This window comes from Sphingomonas lycopersici, from assembly GCF_026130605.1.
Taxonomy (GTDB): domain Bacteria; phylum Pseudomonadota; class Alphaproteobacteria; order Sphingomonadales; family Sphingomonadaceae; genus Sphingomonas; species Sphingomonas lycopersici.
The window spans coordinates 256,258-275,620 of the sequence record NZ_JANFAU010000006.1 but is presented as its reverse complement, the minus strand read 5'-3'; the positions used below and the strand labels follow the sequence as shown (position 1 = coordinate 275,620).

Genomic DNA, 19,363 nt, shown 5'->3' with positions numbered 1-19,363 from the left:
GCGCCTCGGCGCTATATTTGTTCCACGATCGTATCGGCCTCGTCCTCGCTCACCCGCTGCCCGCGCGCGAGCGTGACGGTGGTGGCGAGATCCCACATGACATTGCCGAGGGTGCGGACGATATCGGGCATCGTCTCGACCGCAACGAGCAGCCCGAGCGGCGCGACCGGCGCGCCGATCGTCGCGCACACCGGGGAGATCGCGCCGACGAAGCTCACCGTCCCCGGCAAGCTGACCGACCCGAGCGAGGTGAGCATCGCGACCAGCGCGCCCGCCGCCAGCGTCGCGGCGTTGAGCGGGACGCCGAACCATTTGGCGACATAGATCGCCACCGCGAAGTTCATCGCCGGGCCGGTCGCGCGCAGGATCGCGACCGCGAGCGGCAAGGTCACCCCGGCGGTCGCCACCGGGACCCCCATCGCGCGCGCGCCCGCCAGCATCGCGGGGAGCGAGGCGAGCGAGGATTGGGTCGAGATCGCCACCGCCTGGGTCGGCAATCCCGCGCGGACATAATGGCCGAGCCGCAGGCGCCCGCCGATCACCGCCAGCGGATAGGCGACGAGCGAGACGACCAGCCCCACCGCCGAGACGATCAGGATATAATGGATCAGCGCGTGGAACGCGCCGCCGCCCGCCTTCGCCCCGACGACGAACGCCAGCGCGAACACCCCGACCGGGCCGATCCACAACACCCAGCCGATCACCACCAGCATCGCATCGCGCACCGCCGAGAAGAAGCGCGTCAGCAGCACGCGCAGATCCTCATCGATCCGCATGATCGCAAAGGCGAAGATCAGCGCGAAGACGATCATCGACAGGAAATTGCTGTCCGCCGAGGCCTTGAGGACATTGGCGGGGACGATCCCGGCGAGGAAATCGCCGATCGCGGGCGCCGCCGGCATCGTCTCCGTCCCGGCGAGCGCGGCGCGCAGCGCGGCGGCGGATTCGGCCGGAAGCGGCGCGATATCGAGGAACAGCGGCGTCAGGAAGGCAGCCGCGATCGCCGAACAGGCCATGACGACGAGATACAGCCCGACCGCGCGCGCCGCGAGGCGCCCGGCCTGCGCCGCCTCGGCGGTCGCCGCGACCCCGGTGACGAGCAGCGCGAACACCAGCGGCACGATCGTCATCTGCAGCCCGTTGAGCCACGCCTGGCCCAGCGGCCGCGCGATCGACACCGCCGGATCAACCGTTTGCGGCGCGAACCCCGCGAGCATGATGCCGATGACGAGGCCGGCAACCAGCGCCAGCAGGATACGGGTTGACGGCGACATGCTGCTCCTTTGGATCGCGCTTTCTTATCTACGGCGCCAGGCCCAAACGCCCTCACGACATTGTCGTGACCGACTTTGGCTCCTAAGCCGCGCTTAGGGAACCGATAGGGGAGCCTGGAACAGGCGATGGCAAGAAAATATTTCGGCACCGACGGGATCCGCGGCCTCACCAACATCACCCCGATGACCGCGGCGATGGCGATGAAGGTCGGGATGGCCGCGGGCACCTATTTCCAGCGCGGCGACCACCGCCATCGCGTGCTGATCGGCAAGGATACGCGGCTCTCGGGCTATATGCTCGAATCGGCGCTGGTCGCCGGCTTCACCAGCGTCGGGATGGACGTGGTGATGACCGGTCCGATGCCCACCCCGGCGGTGGCGATGCTCACCCAGTCGATGCGCGCCGACCTCGGCGTGATGATCTCCGCCAGCCACAATCCGTTCGCCGACAACGGGATCAAATTGTTCGGCCCCGACGGCTATAAATTGTCCGACGAGGCCGAACTCGAGATCGAATCGCTGATCGACGGCGCCGAAAGCGGCGCGGTGGCGCTCGCGCCGTCGCACCAGATCGGCCGCGCGCGGCGGATCGACGACGCGCAGGGGCGCTATATCCATTTCGCCAAATCGACCTTCCCCTCCGACCTTAGGCTCGACGGGCTGAAAGTGGTGGTCGATTGCGCCAATGGCGCCGCCTATCAGGTCGCCCCCGCGGCCTTGTGGGAGCTGGGCGCCGAGGTGGTGGCGATCGGCGTCACCCCCAATGGCCGCAACATCAACGACGGGGTCGGCTCGACCGCGCCGCAGACCCTTTCCGAAACCGTGGTGGCGAGCGGCGCCGCGATCGGCATTGCGCTCGACGGCGATGCCGATCGGCTGATCGTGGTCGACGAGACCGGCGCGGTGGTCGACGGCGACCAGCTGATGGCGACGATCGCCACCGGCTATGCGCGGCGCGGGGAGCTCGCCGGGGGCGGGCTGGTCGCGACGATCATGTCCAACCTCGGGCTCGAACGCCATCTCGCCGCGCAGGGGCTCGGGCTGGTGCGCACCGGGGTCGGCGACCGTTACGTGCTCGAGGCGATGCGCGCGCGCGGCTATAATGTCGGCGGCGAACAATCGGGGCATATCATCCTCGCCGATTACGGGACGACCGGCGACGGGCTGGTCGCGGCGCTGCAGATCCTCGCCGAGGTGCAGCGCGCGGGCGCGCCGGCGAGCGAGGTGCTCCACCGCTTCGATCCCTTGCCGCAATTGCTCAAGAACGTCCGCTTCGAGCGCGGCGCCAAGCCGCTCGATACCGCATCGGTCAAGGCGGCGATCGCCGAGGCCGAAGCCGAGCTGGAAGGCCGCGGGCGGCTCGTCATCCGCGCGTCGGGGACCGAGCCGGTGATCCGCGTGATGGCCGAGGGCGACGATCGCGCGCAGGTCGAGGCGATCGTCGACCGCGTGTGCGAGGCGGTGCGTGCCGCTGCCTGAGACGCGCGGCACATCGTATCTCGCCAGGCTCCGCCGGCTCCCCGCGCGGCAGCTGGCGATGCTCGGCGCGCTCGCGCTCGCGGTGGTCGCCGCCAATATCCGCCAGCCGTTCCCCGAGATCGCGCCGCTGCAGCATATCCCGACGGTGATCCTGCTGCTGGCGGCGCCGGTGCTGCTCGATCGCTTTCCTCTGACGGACCGGTCGGTGCTCGCGCTGACCGCCTTCTTCCTGCTCCACACGCTGGCGGGGCGCTATACCTACTCCAACGTCCCCTATGACGATTGGGCGCGCGCGCTGACCGGGCATGACATTTCGCGGACCTTCGGCGTGGCGCGCAACGAATTCGATCGCCTGGTCCATTTCTCGTTCGGGCTGCTGTGGGTCGGGCCGTTCGCGGAACTCGTGCGACGTCATGCCGGCATGAGCCCGAAAGCGGCGATCTGGATGGCGTTTCTGTTCGTGGGCGCGATCAGCGCGCTCTACGAGATCTTCGAATGGCTGCTGACGATGACCGTCTCGCCCGATCTCGCCGCCGATTACAACGGGCAGCAGGGCGATCCGTGGGACAGCCAGAAGGATATGGCGATGGCGATCGTCGGCGCGGCGACCGCCGGCGTCTCGCTATGGTGGCGTCGGGAGCGTCGCTAGTCGCGCTGGACCTCTCCCCGTTCGCCCTGAGCCTGATGATCCAATAACGCCGCGATCTGGGCCTCGGCGATCGCGCGCGCCTCGGCCGCGTCGAACACTTCGGGCGAGAGGCACAGTTCGAGCCACAGCCCGTCGACCAGCGCGGTGATCGCGATCGCGCTGCGCCGGCAGGCGGCGGGCGGGACGCCGCAATCGGCGAGCAATCCTTCGATCCCGCCGCGGAAATGCGCATATTGCTCGTCGTGGAGCCGCGCCACGTCGTCGCGCGCGATCACCAGCCCCCAGAATGCCACCCAGGTCGCGAGCAAGGCGCGGTCGGCGATCGGCGGGGCGAAGCTCGCCGCGACATAGGCCGACAGCCGCGCGCGCGGGTCGTCCCCCGCCCCGGCCACCGCCGCGTCGAGCGCCGCGGTCACCGCCGCGCTGACATCGGCATAGGTCGCCGCGATCAGCGCATCGATCCCGCCGAAATGATGCGTGACGAGCCCCGGCGACACCTTCGCCTCCTGCGCGATCGCGCGCACCGAGGCGCCGCTCGCCCCGTCGCGCGCGAGCACCCGCGTCGCCGCGGCGATCAGCAGCCGGCGACGCTCCTCGGCGTCGGTACGGGTGAAAGCGGGTTTGTTCACAGGACGGGTCGCTACCACGAAATGCGGCGTCACGAACGGGGATTGTGCGCGCAGGTTGCTTGCTATACGATCGTGCAACAAGCAACCGATCGGAGTCGTGCGACATGGCCACCCTCGCCCAGCCCATCATCGACGCCGATGCCGATTTCTCGCTACCGGGCTGGATCTACACCGACCCCGAATTCTACGAGGTGGAGATGGCGCGGGTGATCCGCCCGTCGTGGCAGATCGTGTGCCACGAAAGCGATCTCGCCCGCGCGGGGGACTGGCGGACGATCGGCTACCTCGGCGAGCAGCTCGTCGTGCTGCGCGGCGAGGATGGCGCGATCCGCGGTTTCCACAATGTCTGCCGCCACCGCGCGATGCGCATCCTTGAGGGCGATGCGGGATGCGCCAAGAAGCTCGTCTGCCCGTATCACGCCTGGGCTTATGAGCTCGACGGGCGGCTTTCGGGGGTGCCGATGAAGCGCGACTATCCCGCGCTGCGGCTGGAGGACAACGGGCTGGTCCCGGTCGAGGTGTCGATGTGGCGCGGGTTCGTCTTCGTCCGGCTGGAGGATGACGGCGGCCCCTCCGTCGCCGAGATGATGGCGCCCTATGACGCCGAGATCGCGCCCTATCGCTTCGAGGAGATGCGCACGATCAGCGACGTGCGGCTGCGCGACCGCGCGGTCAACTGGAAGAATGTCGGCGACAATTATTCGGACAATCTCCACATCCCGGTCGCGCACGACGGGCTCTCGCGGCTGTTCGGCAAGAGCTATGCGATCGAGGCGGCGGGCTGGGTCGACAAGATGTCGGGCGGGCTGGTCGATCGCCCGTCGGACAATATGTGGGAGCGCTTCTACCAGAAGCATCTGCCGCGGGTCGATCACCTGCCCGAGGCGAAGCAGCGGCAATGGGTCTATTACAAGCTCTGGCCCAATATGGCGTTCGACATCTACGCCGATCAGATCGATTTCATGCAATGGCTGCCGACCTCGCCGACGACCTGCGTGCTGCGCGAGATGGCCTTCGCGCTGCCCGACGATCGCCGCGAGATGAAATTGGTGCGCTACGCCAATTGGCGGATCAACCGCGTGGTCAATGCCGAAGACACCTGGCTGATCGAGCGGGTGCAGCAGGGCATGGCCTCGCAAAGCTATACCGTCGGGCCGATCGGCGCGAGCGAGGTCTGCCTGCGCAGCTTCGCGGCGAAGATCCGCGATCGCATCCCGGAGGCGCGGCAGCATCGCGCGCCGCCCCCCGGCTGGTCGCGCCGGCCGCGCGGGGTTTGAAGACACCCCCGTCATTCCCGCGCAGGCGGGAATCCATTGCCGCCGTCGCCGCGGCTCTATCGCATCGCTCAGCGTGAATGGATTCCCGCCTTCGCGGGAATGACGGGGTGGAAGGTTCGGGGCGAACGGATACAAGGTAAAGGTCTGGGGACGGGGTATGACGAAGAAATACGACGCGATCATCATCGGCGGCGGGCATAACGGCCTCGTCTGCGCTTTCTATCTCGCGCGCGCCGGGCTCAAGGTCCGCGTGCTCGAACGGCGCGACGTGGTCGGCGGCGCGGCGGTGACCGAGGAATTCCACCCCGGCTTCCGCAATTCGACCGCGAGCTACACCGTCAGCCTGCTCCGCCCCAAGGTGATCGCGGACATGAAGCTGCACGAGCGCGGCTTCCGCATCATCGAGCGGACGATCAGCAACTTCTTCCCGTTCGCGGACAATTACCTCAAGCTCGGCGGCGGCGCCGCGCGCACCCAGGCCGAATTCGCGCGCTTCAACACGCGCGATGCCGAGGCCTATCCGCATTATGACGCCGCGCTCGAAAAGGTCGCGCAGGTGCTGCGCGATCTCGCGCTCAAGGTGCCGCCCAACGTCGGGGGCGGCCTGCGCGCCTTGATGTCGGGCGCGTCGCAGGGTTGGCCGCTCGCCAAGATGGGGATCGAAGCGCAGCGCGACCTGCTCGACGTATTCACCAAATCGGCGCGCGATTTCCTCGACGGCTGGTATGAGGACGATCACGTCAAATCGGCCTTTGCGTTCGACGCGGTGGTCGGCAATTTCGCGGGCGTCTCGACCCCCGGCTCGGCCTATGTGCTGCTCCACCACGTGTTCGGCGAGGTCAACGGCAAGCTCGGCGCCTGGGGCCATTCGGTCGGCGGGATGGGCGCGATCACCCAGGCGATGGCGCGCGCGTGCGAGGACGCCGGGGTCGAGATCACGCTCGAAGCCCCGGTCGATCGCGTGCTGATCAGCGGCGGCAAGGCGGTCGGGGTGCGGCTGGAGAGCGGCGAGGAGATCGCCGCGCCGATCGTCGCCGCCAATGTCGGCCCGGCGCTGCTCTATCGCCGGATGGTCGACGGCAGCGACCTGCCGGCCGATTTCCAGCGCCGGATGGACAATTACAAGGTCGGCTCGGGGACGTTTCGGATGAACGTCGCTTTGTCCGAACTGCCCGATTTCTCCGTGCTGCGCGGCAAGGAGAAGGCCGAGCATCACACCGCCGGGATCATCATCGCTCCCGGGATGGATTATATGGACGAGGCGTTCGACGATGCGAAGAAGTTCGGCTGGTCGAAGAAGCCGATCGTCGAGATGAAGATCCCGACCACGGTCGACGACACGCTCGCCCCGCCGGGCCAGCATGTCGCCAGCCTGTTCTGCCAGCAATTCTCGCCGGTGCTCTCGGGCGGGCGGACGTGGGACGACGTGCGCGAGGAGGTCGCCGACCTGATCATCGACACGGTCAACGATCATGCCCCCAATTTCAAGGCGAGCGTGATCGCGCGGCAGATCCATTCGCCGCTCGATCTGGAGCGCAAGTTCGGGCTGATCGGCGGCGACATCTTCCACGGCCATATGAGCCTCGATCAATTGTGGGCGGCGCGCCCCGTGCTCGGCCACGGCGATTATCGCTCGCCGGTGAAGGGGCTCTACATGTGCGGATCGGGCACCCACCCGGGCGGCGGTGTCACCGGCGCGCCGGGGCACAATGCCGCGCACGAGATATTGCGCGATCGCTCGCTGGTCGGGCGGTTCCTGCCGATCTGACATGCTGCGCTACGATCGCGGCCGACAATCGCTCGCCACCGCGCTCGCGGCGCTGGCGGGCTATGTCGACGCGATCGGGTTCGTGAAGCTCGGCGGGCTGTTCGTCTCGTTCATGAGCGGCAACACCACCCGGCTCGCGGTCGGGCTGGCCGGCGGCTCGACCGTCGCGCTGGTCGCCGCCGGGCTGATCGCGGCTTTCCTCGCCGGGGTGATCGGCGGCGCCTTGGCCGCGGCGAAGGCCGGGCCGGCGCGCAAGGCCGCGGTGCTGTCGCTGATGGCCATCCTGCTCGCAGTGGCGGCGATGCTCGATCGCATCGTCGCCGGCGGCTGGGCGGCGTTGGCGATGGCCGCGGCGATGGGCGCGGCCAACAATGTCTTCCTGCGCGACGGCGAGGTTTCGGTCGGCGTGACCTATATGACCGGTACGTTGGTCAAGCTCGGCCAGCGCATCGCCGCCGCGTTGCTGGGCGATGATGCCAACGGCTGGGCGGCGTATCTGCGCTTGTGGGTCGGGCTGCTCGCCGGGGCGGTGGCCGGCGCGTTGCTCTATCCGCGCACCGGCGCGTTCAGCATCGCGCTGGCCTCGGTCGTCGCCGGCGTTCTCGCACTGGCGGCGCGGCGGCTGGGGCCGTCCGATCCCTATCCGCGCCGCACCCACCAATAGACCGGCAGCCCGAGCGCGAGCAGCGCCAGCCCCCACAGATCGGCCTTGAGCCCGAGGCCATAGGTCATCCACACCACGAACCCCGCCGCGATCACCGCCGCGACCGTCACCGCAATATCGCCGCGCAGCAATTTGAGCGCGGCGAGCGCGCTGGCGAGATAGGCGAGCATCCCCGCCGCCAGGCTGATCGAGGCGACCTCGGCGAACAGATCGCCGGTCTTGCCGGTATAGTTGAGCAAGGTCACCACCGTCACCAGCACCCCCGACACGAGGTGCGCGCGCGCCGGCGTGCCCGCCGCGCTTTCCTTACCGAACCACGCCGGGAACACCCCGCCGCGCGCCATCGCCCAGGGCATCTCGCCCTGCAACAGGATGAAGCCGTTGAGCGCGCCGAACGCGCTGATCGCGGCGAACAGTGCCACGACATCGCCGATCCCCTCGCCGAAGGTGCGCCCGAGGAAAGCGGCGACCGGCGCGGGCGAGGCGGCGATTTCGGCGCGCGGCATCATCAGCGCGATCGCCGCGGCGACCGCGACATAAACGACGCCAGTCAACGCGGTGCCGACGATCGTCACCAGAGGCACGACGCGCGCGGCATCCTCGACCTTGTCGGCGGGGACGGTCGCGGATTCGACCCCGAGAAACCCCCAGAAGGTCAGCGCCGCCGCCCCGGCGACCGCGCTAGCGCCGAGCGGGACCGGGGGGTTGGCGGCAAGCGCATGCCCGCCGTCGCGCAGCAGCAGCCAGACGGCGAGCGCGATCACCCCGGCGAGGGGCACGAGCTTGAGCGCCGCGGTGACCACCTGCACCCGCCCGGCGAGCCCGACGCCGTGGATATTGACCGCGACCAGCCCCCACACCAGCGCCAGCGTCGCGACCACCGCGGGGACACCGCTGCCGAGCACCGGAAAGGGCAGGCTCAGCGCGCTGACGACGGCAACCGCGATCGCGCCGTTGCCGGCCCACACCAACACCCAATAGCTCCACGCCACCGCAAAGCCGGTCGCCGGGCCGAATGCGGCATTGGCAAAGGCATAAGGCCCGCCCGCCGCCGGGATCAGCGCTGCGAGCCGGGCGAAGACGAAGGCGAGACACATCGCCCCGGCGATCGTCACCACCCAGCCGATCATCGCATTGGTGCCCAGCGGGGCGAGCGTCGCGGGGAGCAGATAGATGCCCGATCCGATCATATTGCCGACGACCAGCGCCAGCGCCGCCCACACCCCCAGCGCGCGCTTTTCCTGCATCCCCACCCCTTCTTCCGCCTGGTTTCACGGTGTGCGGCAATAACGGTCGCGCGACAAGCGCCGCCGCCGTTAACCGCCTCTTAGCCGCTCTGATTTACCCCGTGATCGACCGCTGTTTCGGTCGGGGGCGATGCTGAAAGCGATTCTTCTTGCCGTGCCGGCCCTCGCGCTGGCAACCTCGTGCGTGCCGCAGCAGCGGGCGCCGAGCTATGCCGCATTGGCCGCGGCCAGCGCGCCGCAGCGCCCGGTGAAGGATCCGCGCGAATTGCTCGAGCGGCTCGAGCTCGACGTGCCGACCGACCTGATCGAGGAAACCGCGCTGGCGCGGATCGCGCGACCCGCGGTCTATAACGCCGCGCCCGCGTTCGACACCGGGATCCAGGCCCCCGACGATGCCGCGCGCGCGCTCGATTGCCTGACCCAGGCGGTCTATTACGAAGCGCGCTCCGAGCCGGTCGACGGCGAGCGCGCGGTGGCGCAGGTGGTGCTCAACCGCGTCCGCGACCGCGCCTTTCCCAAGAGCGTGTGCGGCGTGGTCTATCAGGGATCGGATCGCAGCACCGGTTGCCAGTTCACCTTCACCTGCGACGGATCGCTGATGCGCCCGCGCGAGCCAGTCGCCTGGGCGCGGGCGCGCGCGGTGGCGCTCGCGGCGCTGGCGGGCGAGGTCTATGCCCCGGTCGGGTCGGCGACGCATTATCACGCCAATTACGTGTCGCCATGGTGGGCACCGAGCCTGACGCGAATCGGCATGGTCGGCTCGCATATCTTCTACCGCTGGCGCGACGCGATGGAAAATGCGCTCGCCTTCCGCCAGCGCTACGACGGGTTCGAGCCCGAAGTCGGCATGACGCTCGCAGGGGCTAGCAACGGCGTGACGGTGCACCGCAGCGGCGACGCCGGCGACAGCGCCAGCGAGACCGTCGGGTCGGTGACGATCCACCGCGACCAATCGGCGATCGCGGCGAAGCTCACGCCCGCGGCGGCGGTGACCACGCCGGGCGCGGCGCATTCGTCGCTCGTCGCCGGGGTACGGGTGCATCGCAACGTCGCGCCGCCTGAGGGCGCCGCGCCCGAGGACGCAGGCGAGACGACCAGCTAAGTTCACAAAGTTCACACGAGTGACAGGCGGAATCCTCTCCGTCACCCCGGCCTTGAGCCGGGGTCCATCGATGGGCAGGCGCAGGGCGAGAGGCTCTAGCCAAGGAGCGTGCGGCACGATGGATTCCGGCTCAAGGCCGGGATGACGGGGCCCTGTTATTTCAAGCGCTTAGCATGCCAGGCGAGATGATCGGCCATGAAGGTGGAGATGAAATAATAGCTGTGATCATATCCCGATTGCATCCGCAGCGTCAGCGGAATCCCCGCCTTCTCGCACGCCGCCGCAAGCAGCTCGGGCCGGAGCTGTCCCGCAAGGAACTGATCCGCCTCGCCCTGATCGACCAGCAGCGCCGGCACCCGCGCGCCATCCTCGATCAGCGCCACCGCATCGTGCCTGCGCCACGCCGCACGGTCCGCGCCGAGATAGCCGCCGAGCGCCTTCTCGCCCCACGGCACCTGCGACGGCGCGACGATCGGCGCAAAGGCCGAAACCGCACGATAGCGATCGGGGAAGCTGAGCCCGATCGTCAGCGCGCCGTGGCCACCCATCGAATGCCCGGTGATCGACTGGCGCGCGATATCGACCGGGAAATGCGCCGCGACCAGCGCGGGCAATTCGTCGGTGATATAGGACCACATGCGATAATGCGTCGCCCAGGGCGCCTCGGTCGCGTCGACATAGAAGCCCGCGCCGAGCCCGAAATCATAGGCACCGTCGGGATCATCAGGCACGCCTTCGCCCCGCGGGCTGGTATCGGGCGTCACGACGATCAGCCCCAGCTCCGCCGCCGCGCGGCGATATTCGCCCTTTTCGGTGGCATTGGCGTGGGTGCAGGTCAGCCCCGAGAGATACCATACCACCGGCAGCTTCGCCCCCGGCGCATGCGGCGGGACATAGACCGCGAAGGTCATCTCGGTGCCGGTCGCGGCGGAGGCGTGGCGGTAGACGCCCTGCACCCCGCCGAACGCGTGATTGGTCGAGACCGTTTCCATCAATAGACCACGACCGAACGGATGCTCTCGCCCGCGTGCATCAGGTCGAAGCCCTTGTTGATCTCCTCCAGCGACAGCCGGTGGGTGATCATCGGATCGATCTGGATCAGCCCGTTCATATACCAGTCGACGATCTTGGGCACGTCGGTGCGGCCGCGCGCGCCGCCGAATGCGGTGCCCTTCCACACCCGCCCGGTGACGAGCTGGAACGGCCGCGTCGCGATTTCCTTGCCCGATTCGGCGACCCCGATGACGATCGATTCGCCCCAGCCGCGGTGCGCCGATTCGAGCGCCTGGCGCATCACCACGGTGTTGCCGGTGCAATCGAAGGTATAATCGCCGCCGCCGTCGGTCATCGCGATGAGATGCTGGACGATATCGCCGACATCCTTCGGATTGACGAAATCGGTCATCCCGAACTTGCGGCCCCATGCCTCGCGATCGGGGTTGATATCGACGCCGATGATCCGCGCCGCGCCGGCGAACTTGGCGCCCTGGATCACGTTCAAGCCGATCCCGCCGAGCCCGAAGACGATGACGGTCGCGCCCGGCTCAACCTTGGCGGTGTTGACCACCGCGCCGACCCCGGTGGTGACCCCGCAACCGATATAGCAGCTGGTGTCGAACGGCGCGTCGGTGCGGATCTTCGCCACCGCGATCTCGGGCAGCACGGTGAAGTTCGAGAAGGTCGAGCAGCCCATGTAGTGATAGATGGTCTGGCCCTTGTAGCTGAACCGGCTGGTGCCGTCGGGCATCAGCCCCTTGCCCTGCGTCGCGCGGATCGCGGTGCACAAATTGGTCTTCTGGCTGAGGCACGATTTACACTGGCGGCACTCCGGCGTGTAGAGCGGAATGACGTGATCGTCGGGCGCGACGCTGGTCACCCCCGGCCCCACCTCGCGGACGATGCCGCAGCCTTCATGCCCGAGGATCGAGGGGAACAGCCCCTCCGAATCGAACCCGTCGAGCGTATAGGCGTCGGTGTGGCAGATGCCGGTCGCCATGATCTCGACCAGCACCTCGCCCGCCTTGGGGCCTTCGAGATCGAGTTCGACGATCTCCAGCGGCTTCTTCGCCTCGAACGCGACGGCGGCGCGGGTTTTCATGCTGGCAGGCTCCTGTTGGATTGTAGCATCGGGATGCCGGATCAAAGGCCGGCGTGACGGCAAAAGGCAAGACCGCGTGCGCGCTGTTAAGCCGAATATCGATCGGCTCTAAGCCGCGCTAATCTCCTTGAGCGGGACGCTCGCGTCGGCAAGTCGTTCCGGCGCGATCGCCGCGCCGCCCACCACCAATGCGCGCCCCTGGACATAATCCTTGGTCGCGTTGACGCAATCGAGCGCGATCACCCGCCCCGCCTTGAGATAGATCACGCTGAACGACCGCGCCGCGATATCGCCGCGCACCACCACCTCGTCATGCCCGGTCGACAGCCCGACCGTCTGGAGGCGGAGGTCATATTGGTTCGACCAGAACCACGGCACCGCGTCATAAGCCTGCGGCTCGCCGGTGATCGATTTGGCCACCGTCATCGCCTGATCATTGGCGTTCTGGACCGATTCGAGCCGGATCCGCGCGCCCCCCGCGAAGCCGCTCTCATGCGCGGCGCAATCGCCGATCGCATAGATGTCGGCGAGGCTGGTGCGGCAATGCGCATCGACATCGACCCCGTTGCCCCCGGCCGCGCCCGCCGCGATCAGCGGCTCGACCGCGGGGACGATGCCGATCCCGACGATAACCATTTCGCACGGCAGGATTTCCCCGTCGGCGAGCCTGACCCCCGACACCGCGCCGTCGCGCTCCTCCAGCCCGGCGACCATCGCGCCGAGCCGCACCTCGACGCCATGCGCGCGATGCTCCGCCTCGTAGAAGCGCGACAAGGGCTCGCCCGCGACGCGCGCCAGCACGCGCGGCAGCGCCTCGAGCACCGTCACCTGCTTGCCGAGCTTGGCGAGCACCGCCGCCGCCTCAAGCCCGATATAGCCGCCGCCGATCACCACCACGCGGCGCGTCGCCTCGAGCTCGCCCATCAGCCGGTCGACATCGGCGCGGGTGCGCACCGCATGGACCCCGGTGAGGTCGTGGCCGTCGCAGGTCAGCCGCCGCGGGCTGCCGCCGGTCGCCCAGATCAGTTTGCCGTAATCGATCGTCGCGCCGTCGTCGGTGGTCACCCGATGCGCCGCCGCGTCAACCGAGACGACGCGCCGGCCGAGCAGCATCGCCACCTCCTTGTCCGCCCAGAAGGCCGCGGGGCGGATCAGGATGCGCTCGAACTCCTTCTCGCGCGACAGATAGTCCTTCGACAGCGGCGGGCGCTCATAGGGAAGCTCGGGCTCATCACCGACGATCGCGATCGTGCCGGCGAACTTGCGCTGCCGGAGCGCCACCGCCGCCTGCGCGCCGCCGTGGCCCCCCCCAACGATCAGCACGTCGTAATGCTCGCTCATCGCATCCTCGCTCTATCCTTCCCGCCCCACCACGCGAAAGCGGCGCGGCTGTCAATGACAGAACGTTCACTTGGTCCGCGGCCGCTACCGCCATATGTCGGTAAATGATTGTTGGATGAGGTGTGGCCATGAACCTGCTGCTGGTGGAAGACGACGATGGCTATGCCGCGACGCTGGCCGAGGAATTGCGCGCGCTGGATCATGCGGTGACGGTGGCGCCCGACGGCATGACGGCATTGCAGGCGATCGATCGCGAACCGTTCGACGCCGCGATCCTCGATCGGATGCTCCCGCATATGGACGGCACCGCGATCCTGCGGCGGCTGCGCGAGAGCGGCAAGACGCTCCCCGTGGTGATGCTGAGCGCGCTCGGCCGCTCGGCCGAAAAGGTCGAGGGGCTGGAGGCCGGCGCCGACGATTATGTCGTCAAGCCGACCCCCGCGGCGGAGCTGGAAGCGCGGCTCAAGGCGCTGGTGCGCGGGCGGCAGTGGACCAGCACCGGCGGCGGCACCGGCGACACGATCTGCGTCGGCGACATCACCGTCAGCCCGACGCGGTTCCGCGCGTGGCGCGGCGAACGCCCGCTCGACCTGGTCAAGCTGGAGCTGCAATTGCTCGCCGAGCTGGCGCGCAACGCCGGCACGGTGCTGACCCGCGCGATGCTGATCGAGCGCGTCTGGGGCTATGATTTCGAACCGACCACCAACATCGTCGACGTCCAGATCCGCGCGCTGCGGCGCAAGCTGATGGCCGACGGCGAGGACGATCCGATCGTCACGGTGCGCGGCGTCGGTTACATGCTCCGAGATTGAGAGCTTTTTTGGAAATGCCCCGTCGGGTCATTTCGCGCGGCACCGGCCCGCAAAACGGACTTTAGAAAATGCCGGCACCGCGGTCGCTGCGATCGTTGACGCTCGCCTTCCTGCTGGTCTTCTTCCTCGCGGTCGCGCTGACCGGGTTCGCCACCTATCGCGCGACGCAGCGCGCGATCGTCGAACTGGTGGACGAGCGGATCGACGCGCTGAGCGACGCGGTGCTGTCGCAGACCCGCCCCGGCGACGTCGCAGCGATTATCGGGCGGATCAACGTGATCACCGACGAGCGCGACACCGGCAATGTCGGCTTCATGCTGACCGATGCGGGCGGGCATTGGCTGGGCGGCAACGTCCGCCTCGCCCGCCCGCTCGCACTGGGTTATTCGACGCTCGGGCGACGCGACCGCATCACCGGGCTTTCCGCGGGGCGCGCGCTGGTCCGCGACGCCGGCGGCGGGCTGACGCTGACGACGATCGCCGAGACCGAACCGATCGACCGCGAGAACAAGGCGCGCCGCCGGCTCTATATGCTCGGGTTCGGGTCGATCGTGCTGATCGTGCTGGCGGGGACGGCGCTGTTCGGCGCGCTGGTCAGCCGGCGGATCGGCGAGGTGCGCGAAACCGCGCGCGCGATCATCGACGGCGACATGCAGCGCCGCATCACGGTCGATCCCGCCGGCGGCGCCTTCGCCGAACAGGCCGCGACCTTCAACCATATGCTCGATCGCATCGCCGAGCTGATGCGACAGATCAGCAACGTCAGCAACGATATCGCGCACGACATGCGCACCCCGCTCGCGCGGCTGCGCGGCCGGCTCGCGCTGATCGCCGCGCGCCCCGATGCGGCGGGCCTCGCCGACGAGATCGGCGAGGCGATGGACCAGTGCGACGCGCTGCTCGCGATGTTCGCCGCGACGCTGCGCATCGCCGAGGTGGAGGGCGGCGATCGCCGCGCCGGCTTCGCGTCGCTCGATCTCGGCGCGCTGGTCGGCGAGATCGGCGAGATGATGACCGCGGTCGCCGCCGAATCGGGGCACGAGCTGGTGCTCGGCCGCTGCGCCCCGGTGCGGATCGAGGGCGATCGCCAATTGCTCAGCCAGGCGCTGATCAACCTGATCGAGAATGCGCTGCGCTACACCCCGCCCGGCGTGACGATCACGCTGGCGGTGACGCGCGCGGAGACCGGGGCGGGGGCCGCCGCGGAGATCATGGTGCGCGACAACGGCCCCGGCATCGCGCCGGGCGACCGTGCGCTCGCGCTGCGCCGCTTCGGCCGGCTCGAACCGAGCCGCCACAACGCCGGGCACGGCCTGGGGCTGCCGCTGGTCGATGCGGTGGCGCGGCTGCATCGCGGCACCCTGTCGCTCGAAGACGCCGCCCCCGGGCTGCGGGTGACGATCCGGCTGCCGATCGCAGGCGGCTAGAAGTTCGAAGAAGATCCGTTCGCCCTGAGCTTGTCGAAGGGCTGTCCTTCTTCCTTGCGAAGAAAAGCGCAGGGCTTCGACAAGCTCAGCCCGAACGGAGGAGAGAGAGTTGGACCCGCAACCGAGTCGAACAAAAAAGGGCGGGGAAGCATCGCCTCCCCGCCCGATCCCGCTTTTGACCGAAACGGTCAGAAGTTGACGCTGCCCTCCACGCCGAAGGTCCGCGGCGGGTTGAAATTGGCGTAATCGCCGAGCACCGCGGCATTGGCCGACGAGCGACGATAGATGTGCGTCTCGTTGAACAGGTTGCGGCTCCACACCGCGAGCGTGAACTTCTGCCCGTGATCGTTGAGCTGGATATCGGTCAGCGCGATCCGGCCGTTGACGACGAAGCTCGGCTGGGTCTTGGTCGCCTCGTTCTGGAAGCTGTACATGCTGCTCGCATAATTGGCGTCGAGGTGCAGCCGGATCTTGGTGTCGCCGCCGCCGACCGGCATTTCATAATCGACGAAGCCCGACGCCGCGTTGCGCGGGGTGAACACCACGAACACCTGGGTCAGCTTGCCCGCATCCTGCGGGTTCGGCGTCGGCGGGATATGGGTGTAGGTATAGGCGTAGGACGCGCCCATCGTCAGCCCGTCGACCGGCTTGACCGTCAGCTCGGCCTCGACGCCGCGGATCTTGGAATTGCCCGGCGCGTTGGCGGTATCCTCGGTATGGAGGTTGAAGGTCGGGTTCGGGGTGCTGGTGCCCGGCAGGAACGGGTTGGTATCGACGTGGTCGAAGTCGATCTGGGTGCCCGAACGGTCCATGATATAGCCGGCGAGGTTGAGGCGGACGCGATGGTCGAGCAGATCCATCTTGGCGCCGACTTCATAGGCCTTGACCGATTCCGGCCCGAACGCGCCGAAGTTGCTCGACCGGTCGTTGGCGCCGCCGGCACGATAGCCGGTCGAATATTTGGCGTAGAGGTTGACCCCCTGCGCCGCGTCCACCGCCAGCGTGACCATCGGATCGAACCGGCTCTTGTCGAAGCGGAATTCCCACGGCGTCGCCGCACCCGAGACGAGATAGAGCCGGCCGTAGCGCTTGTCCTTGGTGTAGCGGCCGCCGACCGTCAGGTGGAACATGTCCAGCCCTTCGGGGGTGTAGGTGGCCTGCGCGAAGGCGGCGTAGCTGCGCGCGCGCGCCCAGCTGCCGCGCTGGCGGAACCAATTGTCGGGCGCCCAGCCCTGATTGCCCGAGGCGATCGGGCCGGTGACGACCGGGCTGAGCACGGTATAGCCGGTGCCGTCGGCGTTCCACTGGTTGGTCGACGGGGTCGCCGCCTCTTCCTGCGCGCGCTCGGTGAAATAATAGAGCCCGGCCGCGTAATCGAGGTTGGGCAGGCTGCCGACCGCCTGCAGCTCCTGGCTGAACTGGCGCTGGTGGAGCCACGACAGGCTGTAGCGGCTGAACTTGGCATTGGGCAGGAACACGGTGCGGTGCGCGCCGCCCGAATTGTCCCACTGGTCGGTCGTCACGCCGCGCCATGCGGTGATCGAGCGCAGCTCGATATCGGGCGAGGCCTTGTAGCGGATCGTCGCCGCGAAACCGTCGGTCTTGTCGACGCTGAGCTGCTGCGGCACGCCGATATCGGCGACGTCCATCCGCTTGTCGCCGCTCACCTTCACCAGCGGCGAGAGCGGCGCGATCATCCCGGCGGGCAGCTTGCCGTTGTTGGCGTTGATCTGCGCCAGCGTCGCGACCGGCAGGTTCTTCGGGTTGTAATTGACCAGCTGGCTGTAGAAGGGCGTGTTCTCGTCACGCGCGCGATCGTAGGACAGCTCGACCGACAGCCCGTCGACCGGCTTCCACAACGCGGTGATGCGGCCGCCGTAGCGGTTGTAATAGCCCCAGCCGTAATTGCCCGGCAGCGGGTTCTTCACCAGCGCGTCCTGATGCTGGACGAGCCCGTCGATCTTGAACGAGATATTGGCGATCGCTGGCAGGTTGAGGTGCAATTCGCCGTTATAGCCGCCGTAATTGCCGACCCCGGCCGAAACGCGGCCGCCGAATTCGCCGGTCGGCGCGCGGGTGACGATGCTCACCGCGCCGCCCTCGGTATTGCGGCCGAACAGGGTGCCCTGCGGCCCGCGCAGCACCTCGATCCGCTCGACGTCGAACAGCGCGGCGTTGAGCCCCTGCTGGCGGCCGAGATAGACGCCGTCGATATAGACGCCGACGCCCTGGTCGCGCGCGGTCTGGTTGGCGTCGAACGGCACGATGCCGCGGATGCCGACGGTGAGCGCGGACTGGCGCGCCTCGAAGGTCGCGATGCGCAGCGACGGAACCCCGCCGTCGGCGAGATCGAGCAGGCTCTGGACGTGGCGGTCCTTCATCACCTGCGGATCGACCACCGAGATCGCGATCGGCGTCTTCTGCAAATTGGTCTCGCGCTTGGTGGCGGTGACGACGACATCCTGCAGCCCGCCGTTCGCATCGGCAGCGGTATCGGCGGGCGCCTCGGCCGGCGCGGCGGCGGCGTCGGCGGCGGGCGCCGGCGCGGCATGAGCGACGGCGGGCAGCGCGATCAGCGCAGCACCAGCGAGAAGACGCAGACGCGCCTGCGAAACAATCGACATTGTGACAAATCCCCTATCCGGGCTGCATCGGCCCGCGGGGAAGCCCTCTATGATCGGTTATGGGCAGTCCGGTGACACTTCGGTGACACGCGATGACGCATTGAATTCATTTTCACTTCATCTTTCGCGTACGGATCAGGAACATCGCCGCGCGATTGGACCGATCCCTCGAAAAAGACACGATAAATGACAGCGCGATGAAGACTGCAGCAACGCCCGTCCGGGCGTTGGCCGCGGCAAATAGTGGCCGATAATGCGCCGGGCGATCAGCCCAGCAGCGCGAAAGCGACGCCGAAAATCGCCAGAGCGAGGCCGCTCGCGCAGGCCAGCAGGCCCACATTGCAGGCACATACCTCGGGCTGGAGTCTTTCCATCATCCATCTCCTGCCGGCCGCGCATGCTCTGGGGCACGCTGCAGCCGTTCAGGAGAATATCACAGGTAAGCGAGGGTGCAAGCCCGCCTTGCAAGAGGCCCCCGCACGCCGTCACCCCGGCTCAAGGCCGGGGGGACGAGTGACGGGCTGAACTATCCCTCGTCAAGCGACGCTGCGAGCTTGCCGAGCAGCGCGCTGAGCTGGGCCCGCTCCTCCGCGGTGAGGACCGCGAAGGTCTCGGCGAGCAATTGCGCGCGCAGCGGCTGGCTGGCGGCGATCACCCCCTCCCCCGCCGGGGTCACCGCAATCCGCTTGACCCGGCGGTCGTCGGAATCGGCGGTACGCACGATCAGCCCGTCGCGTTCGAGCGCGTCGAGCCCCTCGGTCACGGTGCGCGGCGCGAGGTCGAACATATCGGCGATATCCGCCGCGCGCGCGGCGCCCTCGCGCTTCTGGACGAAAAGCAGCAATTTGAGCCGCGCGAGCGACCCGCCCTCCTGCGCCAGCTCGCGATTCACCCGCCGCTGGAGGTGGAGATAGACGCGCGCAAGGCCCTGGATGAGTTGATCGTCGCAGTTCATGAGGAACCTCAATACAT

Annotated in this window: 16 protein-coding genes; 8 read left to right on the top strand and 8 right to left on the bottom strand. The window is 68.2% G+C overall.

The genetic code is table 11. The features are described 5' to 3' along the window. Positions 1 to 11: 11 nt before the first annotated feature. A complete protein-coding gene (locus NED98_RS14230; protein WP_265313466.1) occupies positions 12 to 1,274 on the bottom strand; it encodes a dicarboxylate/amino acid:cation symporter in 1,263 nt (420 codons plus the stop codon). 126 nt (positions 1,275 to 1,400) lie between these two features. On the opposite strand from NED98_RS14230, the gene glmM reads away from it, so the two are divergent. Beyond that, positions 1,401 to 2,753 carry a phosphoglucosamine mutase gene (gene glmM / locus NED98_RS14225; RefSeq protein WP_265313465.1) on the top strand — a complete coding sequence of 451 codons (1,353 nt, stop codon included), beginning with the start codon at positions 1,401 to 1,403 and terminating at the stop codon, positions 2,751 to 2,753. Next, on the top strand, positions 2,740 to 3,402 hold the full coding sequence (locus NED98_RS14220; RefSeq protein ID WP_265313464.1) for a DUF2238 domain-containing protein: 663 nt from the start codon (positions 2,740 to 2,742) through the stop codon (positions 3,400 to 3,402). The genes glmM and NED98_RS14220 overlap by 14 nt, the downstream gene beginning before the upstream one ends. On the opposite strand, the gene NED98_RS14215 is transcribed toward NED98_RS14220, so the two are convergent. Beyond that, a complete protein-coding gene (locus NED98_RS14215) occupies positions 3,399 to 4,031 on the bottom strand; it encodes a TetR family transcriptional regulator C-terminal domain-containing protein (RefSeq protein WP_265313463.1) in 633 nt (210 codons plus the stop codon). The genes NED98_RS14220 and NED98_RS14215 overlap by 4 nt on opposite strands. A 104-nt stretch (positions 4,032 to 4,135) precedes the next feature. On the opposite strand from NED98_RS14215, the gene NED98_RS14210 reads away from it, so the two are divergent. From NED98_RS14210 to NED98_RS14200, 3 genes are all read left to right on the top strand, one after another. Continuing rightward, a complete protein-coding gene (locus NED98_RS14210) occupies positions 4,136 to 5,308 on the top strand; it encodes an aromatic ring-hydroxylating oxygenase subunit alpha (RefSeq protein ID WP_265270642.1) in 1,173 nt (390 codons plus the stop codon). 157 nt (positions 5,309 to 5,465) lie between these two features. Next, positions 5,466 to 7,076 carry a phytoene desaturase family protein gene (locus NED98_RS14205; RefSeq protein WP_265313462.1) on the top strand — a complete coding sequence of 537 codons (1,611 nt, stop codon included), beginning with the start codon at positions 5,466 to 5,468 and terminating at the stop codon, positions 7,074 to 7,076. Between the two features lies 1 nt (position 7,077). Next, the gene (locus tag NED98_RS14200) at positions 7,078 to 7,740 is read left to right on the top strand and encodes a YoaK family protein (protein ID WP_265270638.1); all 663 of its coding nucleotides are present in this window, start codon (positions 7,078 to 7,080) and stop codon (positions 7,738 to 7,740) included. Here the strand turns inward: NED98_RS14200 and NED98_RS14195 are convergent. Then, on the bottom strand, positions 7,716 to 8,987 hold the full coding sequence (locus tag NED98_RS14195; protein ID WP_265313461.1) for an amino acid permease: 1,272 nt from the start codon (positions 8,985 to 8,987) through the stop codon (positions 7,716 to 7,718). The two genes, NED98_RS14200 and NED98_RS14195, sit on opposite strands and share 25 nt — an antisense overlap. A 130-nt stretch (positions 8,988 to 9,117) precedes the next feature. On the opposite strand from NED98_RS14195, the gene NED98_RS14190 reads away from it, so the two are divergent. Then, positions 9,118 to 10,089, top strand: a complete 972-nt coding sequence (locus NED98_RS14190; RefSeq protein WP_265270635.1) for a cell wall hydrolase — start codon at positions 9,118 to 9,120, stop codon at positions 10,087 to 10,089. A gap of 155 nt (positions 10,090 to 10,244) precedes the next feature. Here NED98_RS14190 and fghA read toward each other — a convergent pair whose 3' ends face one another. The 3 genes from fghA to NED98_RS14175 form a co-directional block, all read right to left on the bottom strand. Then, positions 10,245 to 11,081 carry an S-formylglutathione hydrolase gene (gene fghA, locus NED98_RS14185; RefSeq protein ID WP_265313460.1) on the bottom strand — a complete coding sequence of 279 codons (837 nt, stop codon included), beginning with the start codon at positions 11,079 to 11,081 and terminating at the stop codon, positions 10,245 to 10,247. Next, on the bottom strand, positions 11,081 to 12,187 hold the full coding sequence (locus NED98_RS14180; RefSeq protein ID WP_265313459.1) for an S-(hydroxymethyl)glutathione dehydrogenase/class III alcohol dehydrogenase: 1,107 nt from the start codon (positions 12,185 to 12,187) through the stop codon (positions 11,081 to 11,083). The genes fghA and NED98_RS14180 overlap by 1 nt, the downstream gene beginning before the upstream one ends. A 108-nt stretch (positions 12,188 to 12,295) precedes the next feature. Further along, positions 12,296 to 13,528, bottom strand: a complete 1,233-nt coding sequence (locus tag NED98_RS14175; protein ID WP_265313458.1) for an NAD(P)/FAD-dependent oxidoreductase — start codon at positions 13,526 to 13,528, stop codon at positions 12,296 to 12,298. Between the two features lie 128 nt (positions 13,529 to 13,656). Between NED98_RS14175 and NED98_RS14170 the strand changes: the two genes are divergently transcribed. Beyond that, positions 13,657 to 14,340 carry a response regulator transcription factor gene (locus NED98_RS14170; RefSeq protein WP_179512754.1) on the top strand — a complete coding sequence of 228 codons (684 nt, stop codon included), beginning with the start codon at positions 13,657 to 13,659 and terminating at the stop codon, positions 14,338 to 14,340. Between the two features lie 68 nt (positions 14,341 to 14,408). Continuing rightward, the gene (locus tag NED98_RS14165) at positions 14,409 to 15,767 is read left to right on the top strand and encodes a sensor histidine kinase (protein ID WP_265270625.1); all 1,359 of its coding nucleotides are present in this window, start codon (positions 14,409 to 14,411) and stop codon (positions 15,765 to 15,767) included. A 188-nt stretch (positions 15,768 to 15,955) separates the two neighbouring features. Here the strand turns inward: NED98_RS14165 and NED98_RS14160 are convergent, their stop codons facing one another. Both NED98_RS14160 and NED98_RS14155 read right to left on the bottom strand, forming a co-directional pair. After that, positions 15,956 to 18,391 carry a TonB-dependent receptor gene (locus tag NED98_RS14160; RefSeq protein WP_265313457.1) on the bottom strand — a complete coding sequence of 812 codons (2,436 nt, stop codon included), beginning with the start codon at positions 18,389 to 18,391 and terminating at the stop codon, positions 15,956 to 15,958. A 526-nt stretch (positions 18,392 to 18,917) separates the two neighbouring features. After that, the gene (locus NED98_RS14155; protein ID WP_265313456.1) at positions 18,918 to 19,346 is read right to left on the bottom strand and encodes a MarR family winged helix-turn-helix transcriptional regulator; all 429 of its coding nucleotides are present in this window, start codon (positions 19,344 to 19,346) and stop codon (positions 18,918 to 18,920) included. Between the last annotated feature and the right edge of the window lie 17 nt (positions 19,347 to 19,363).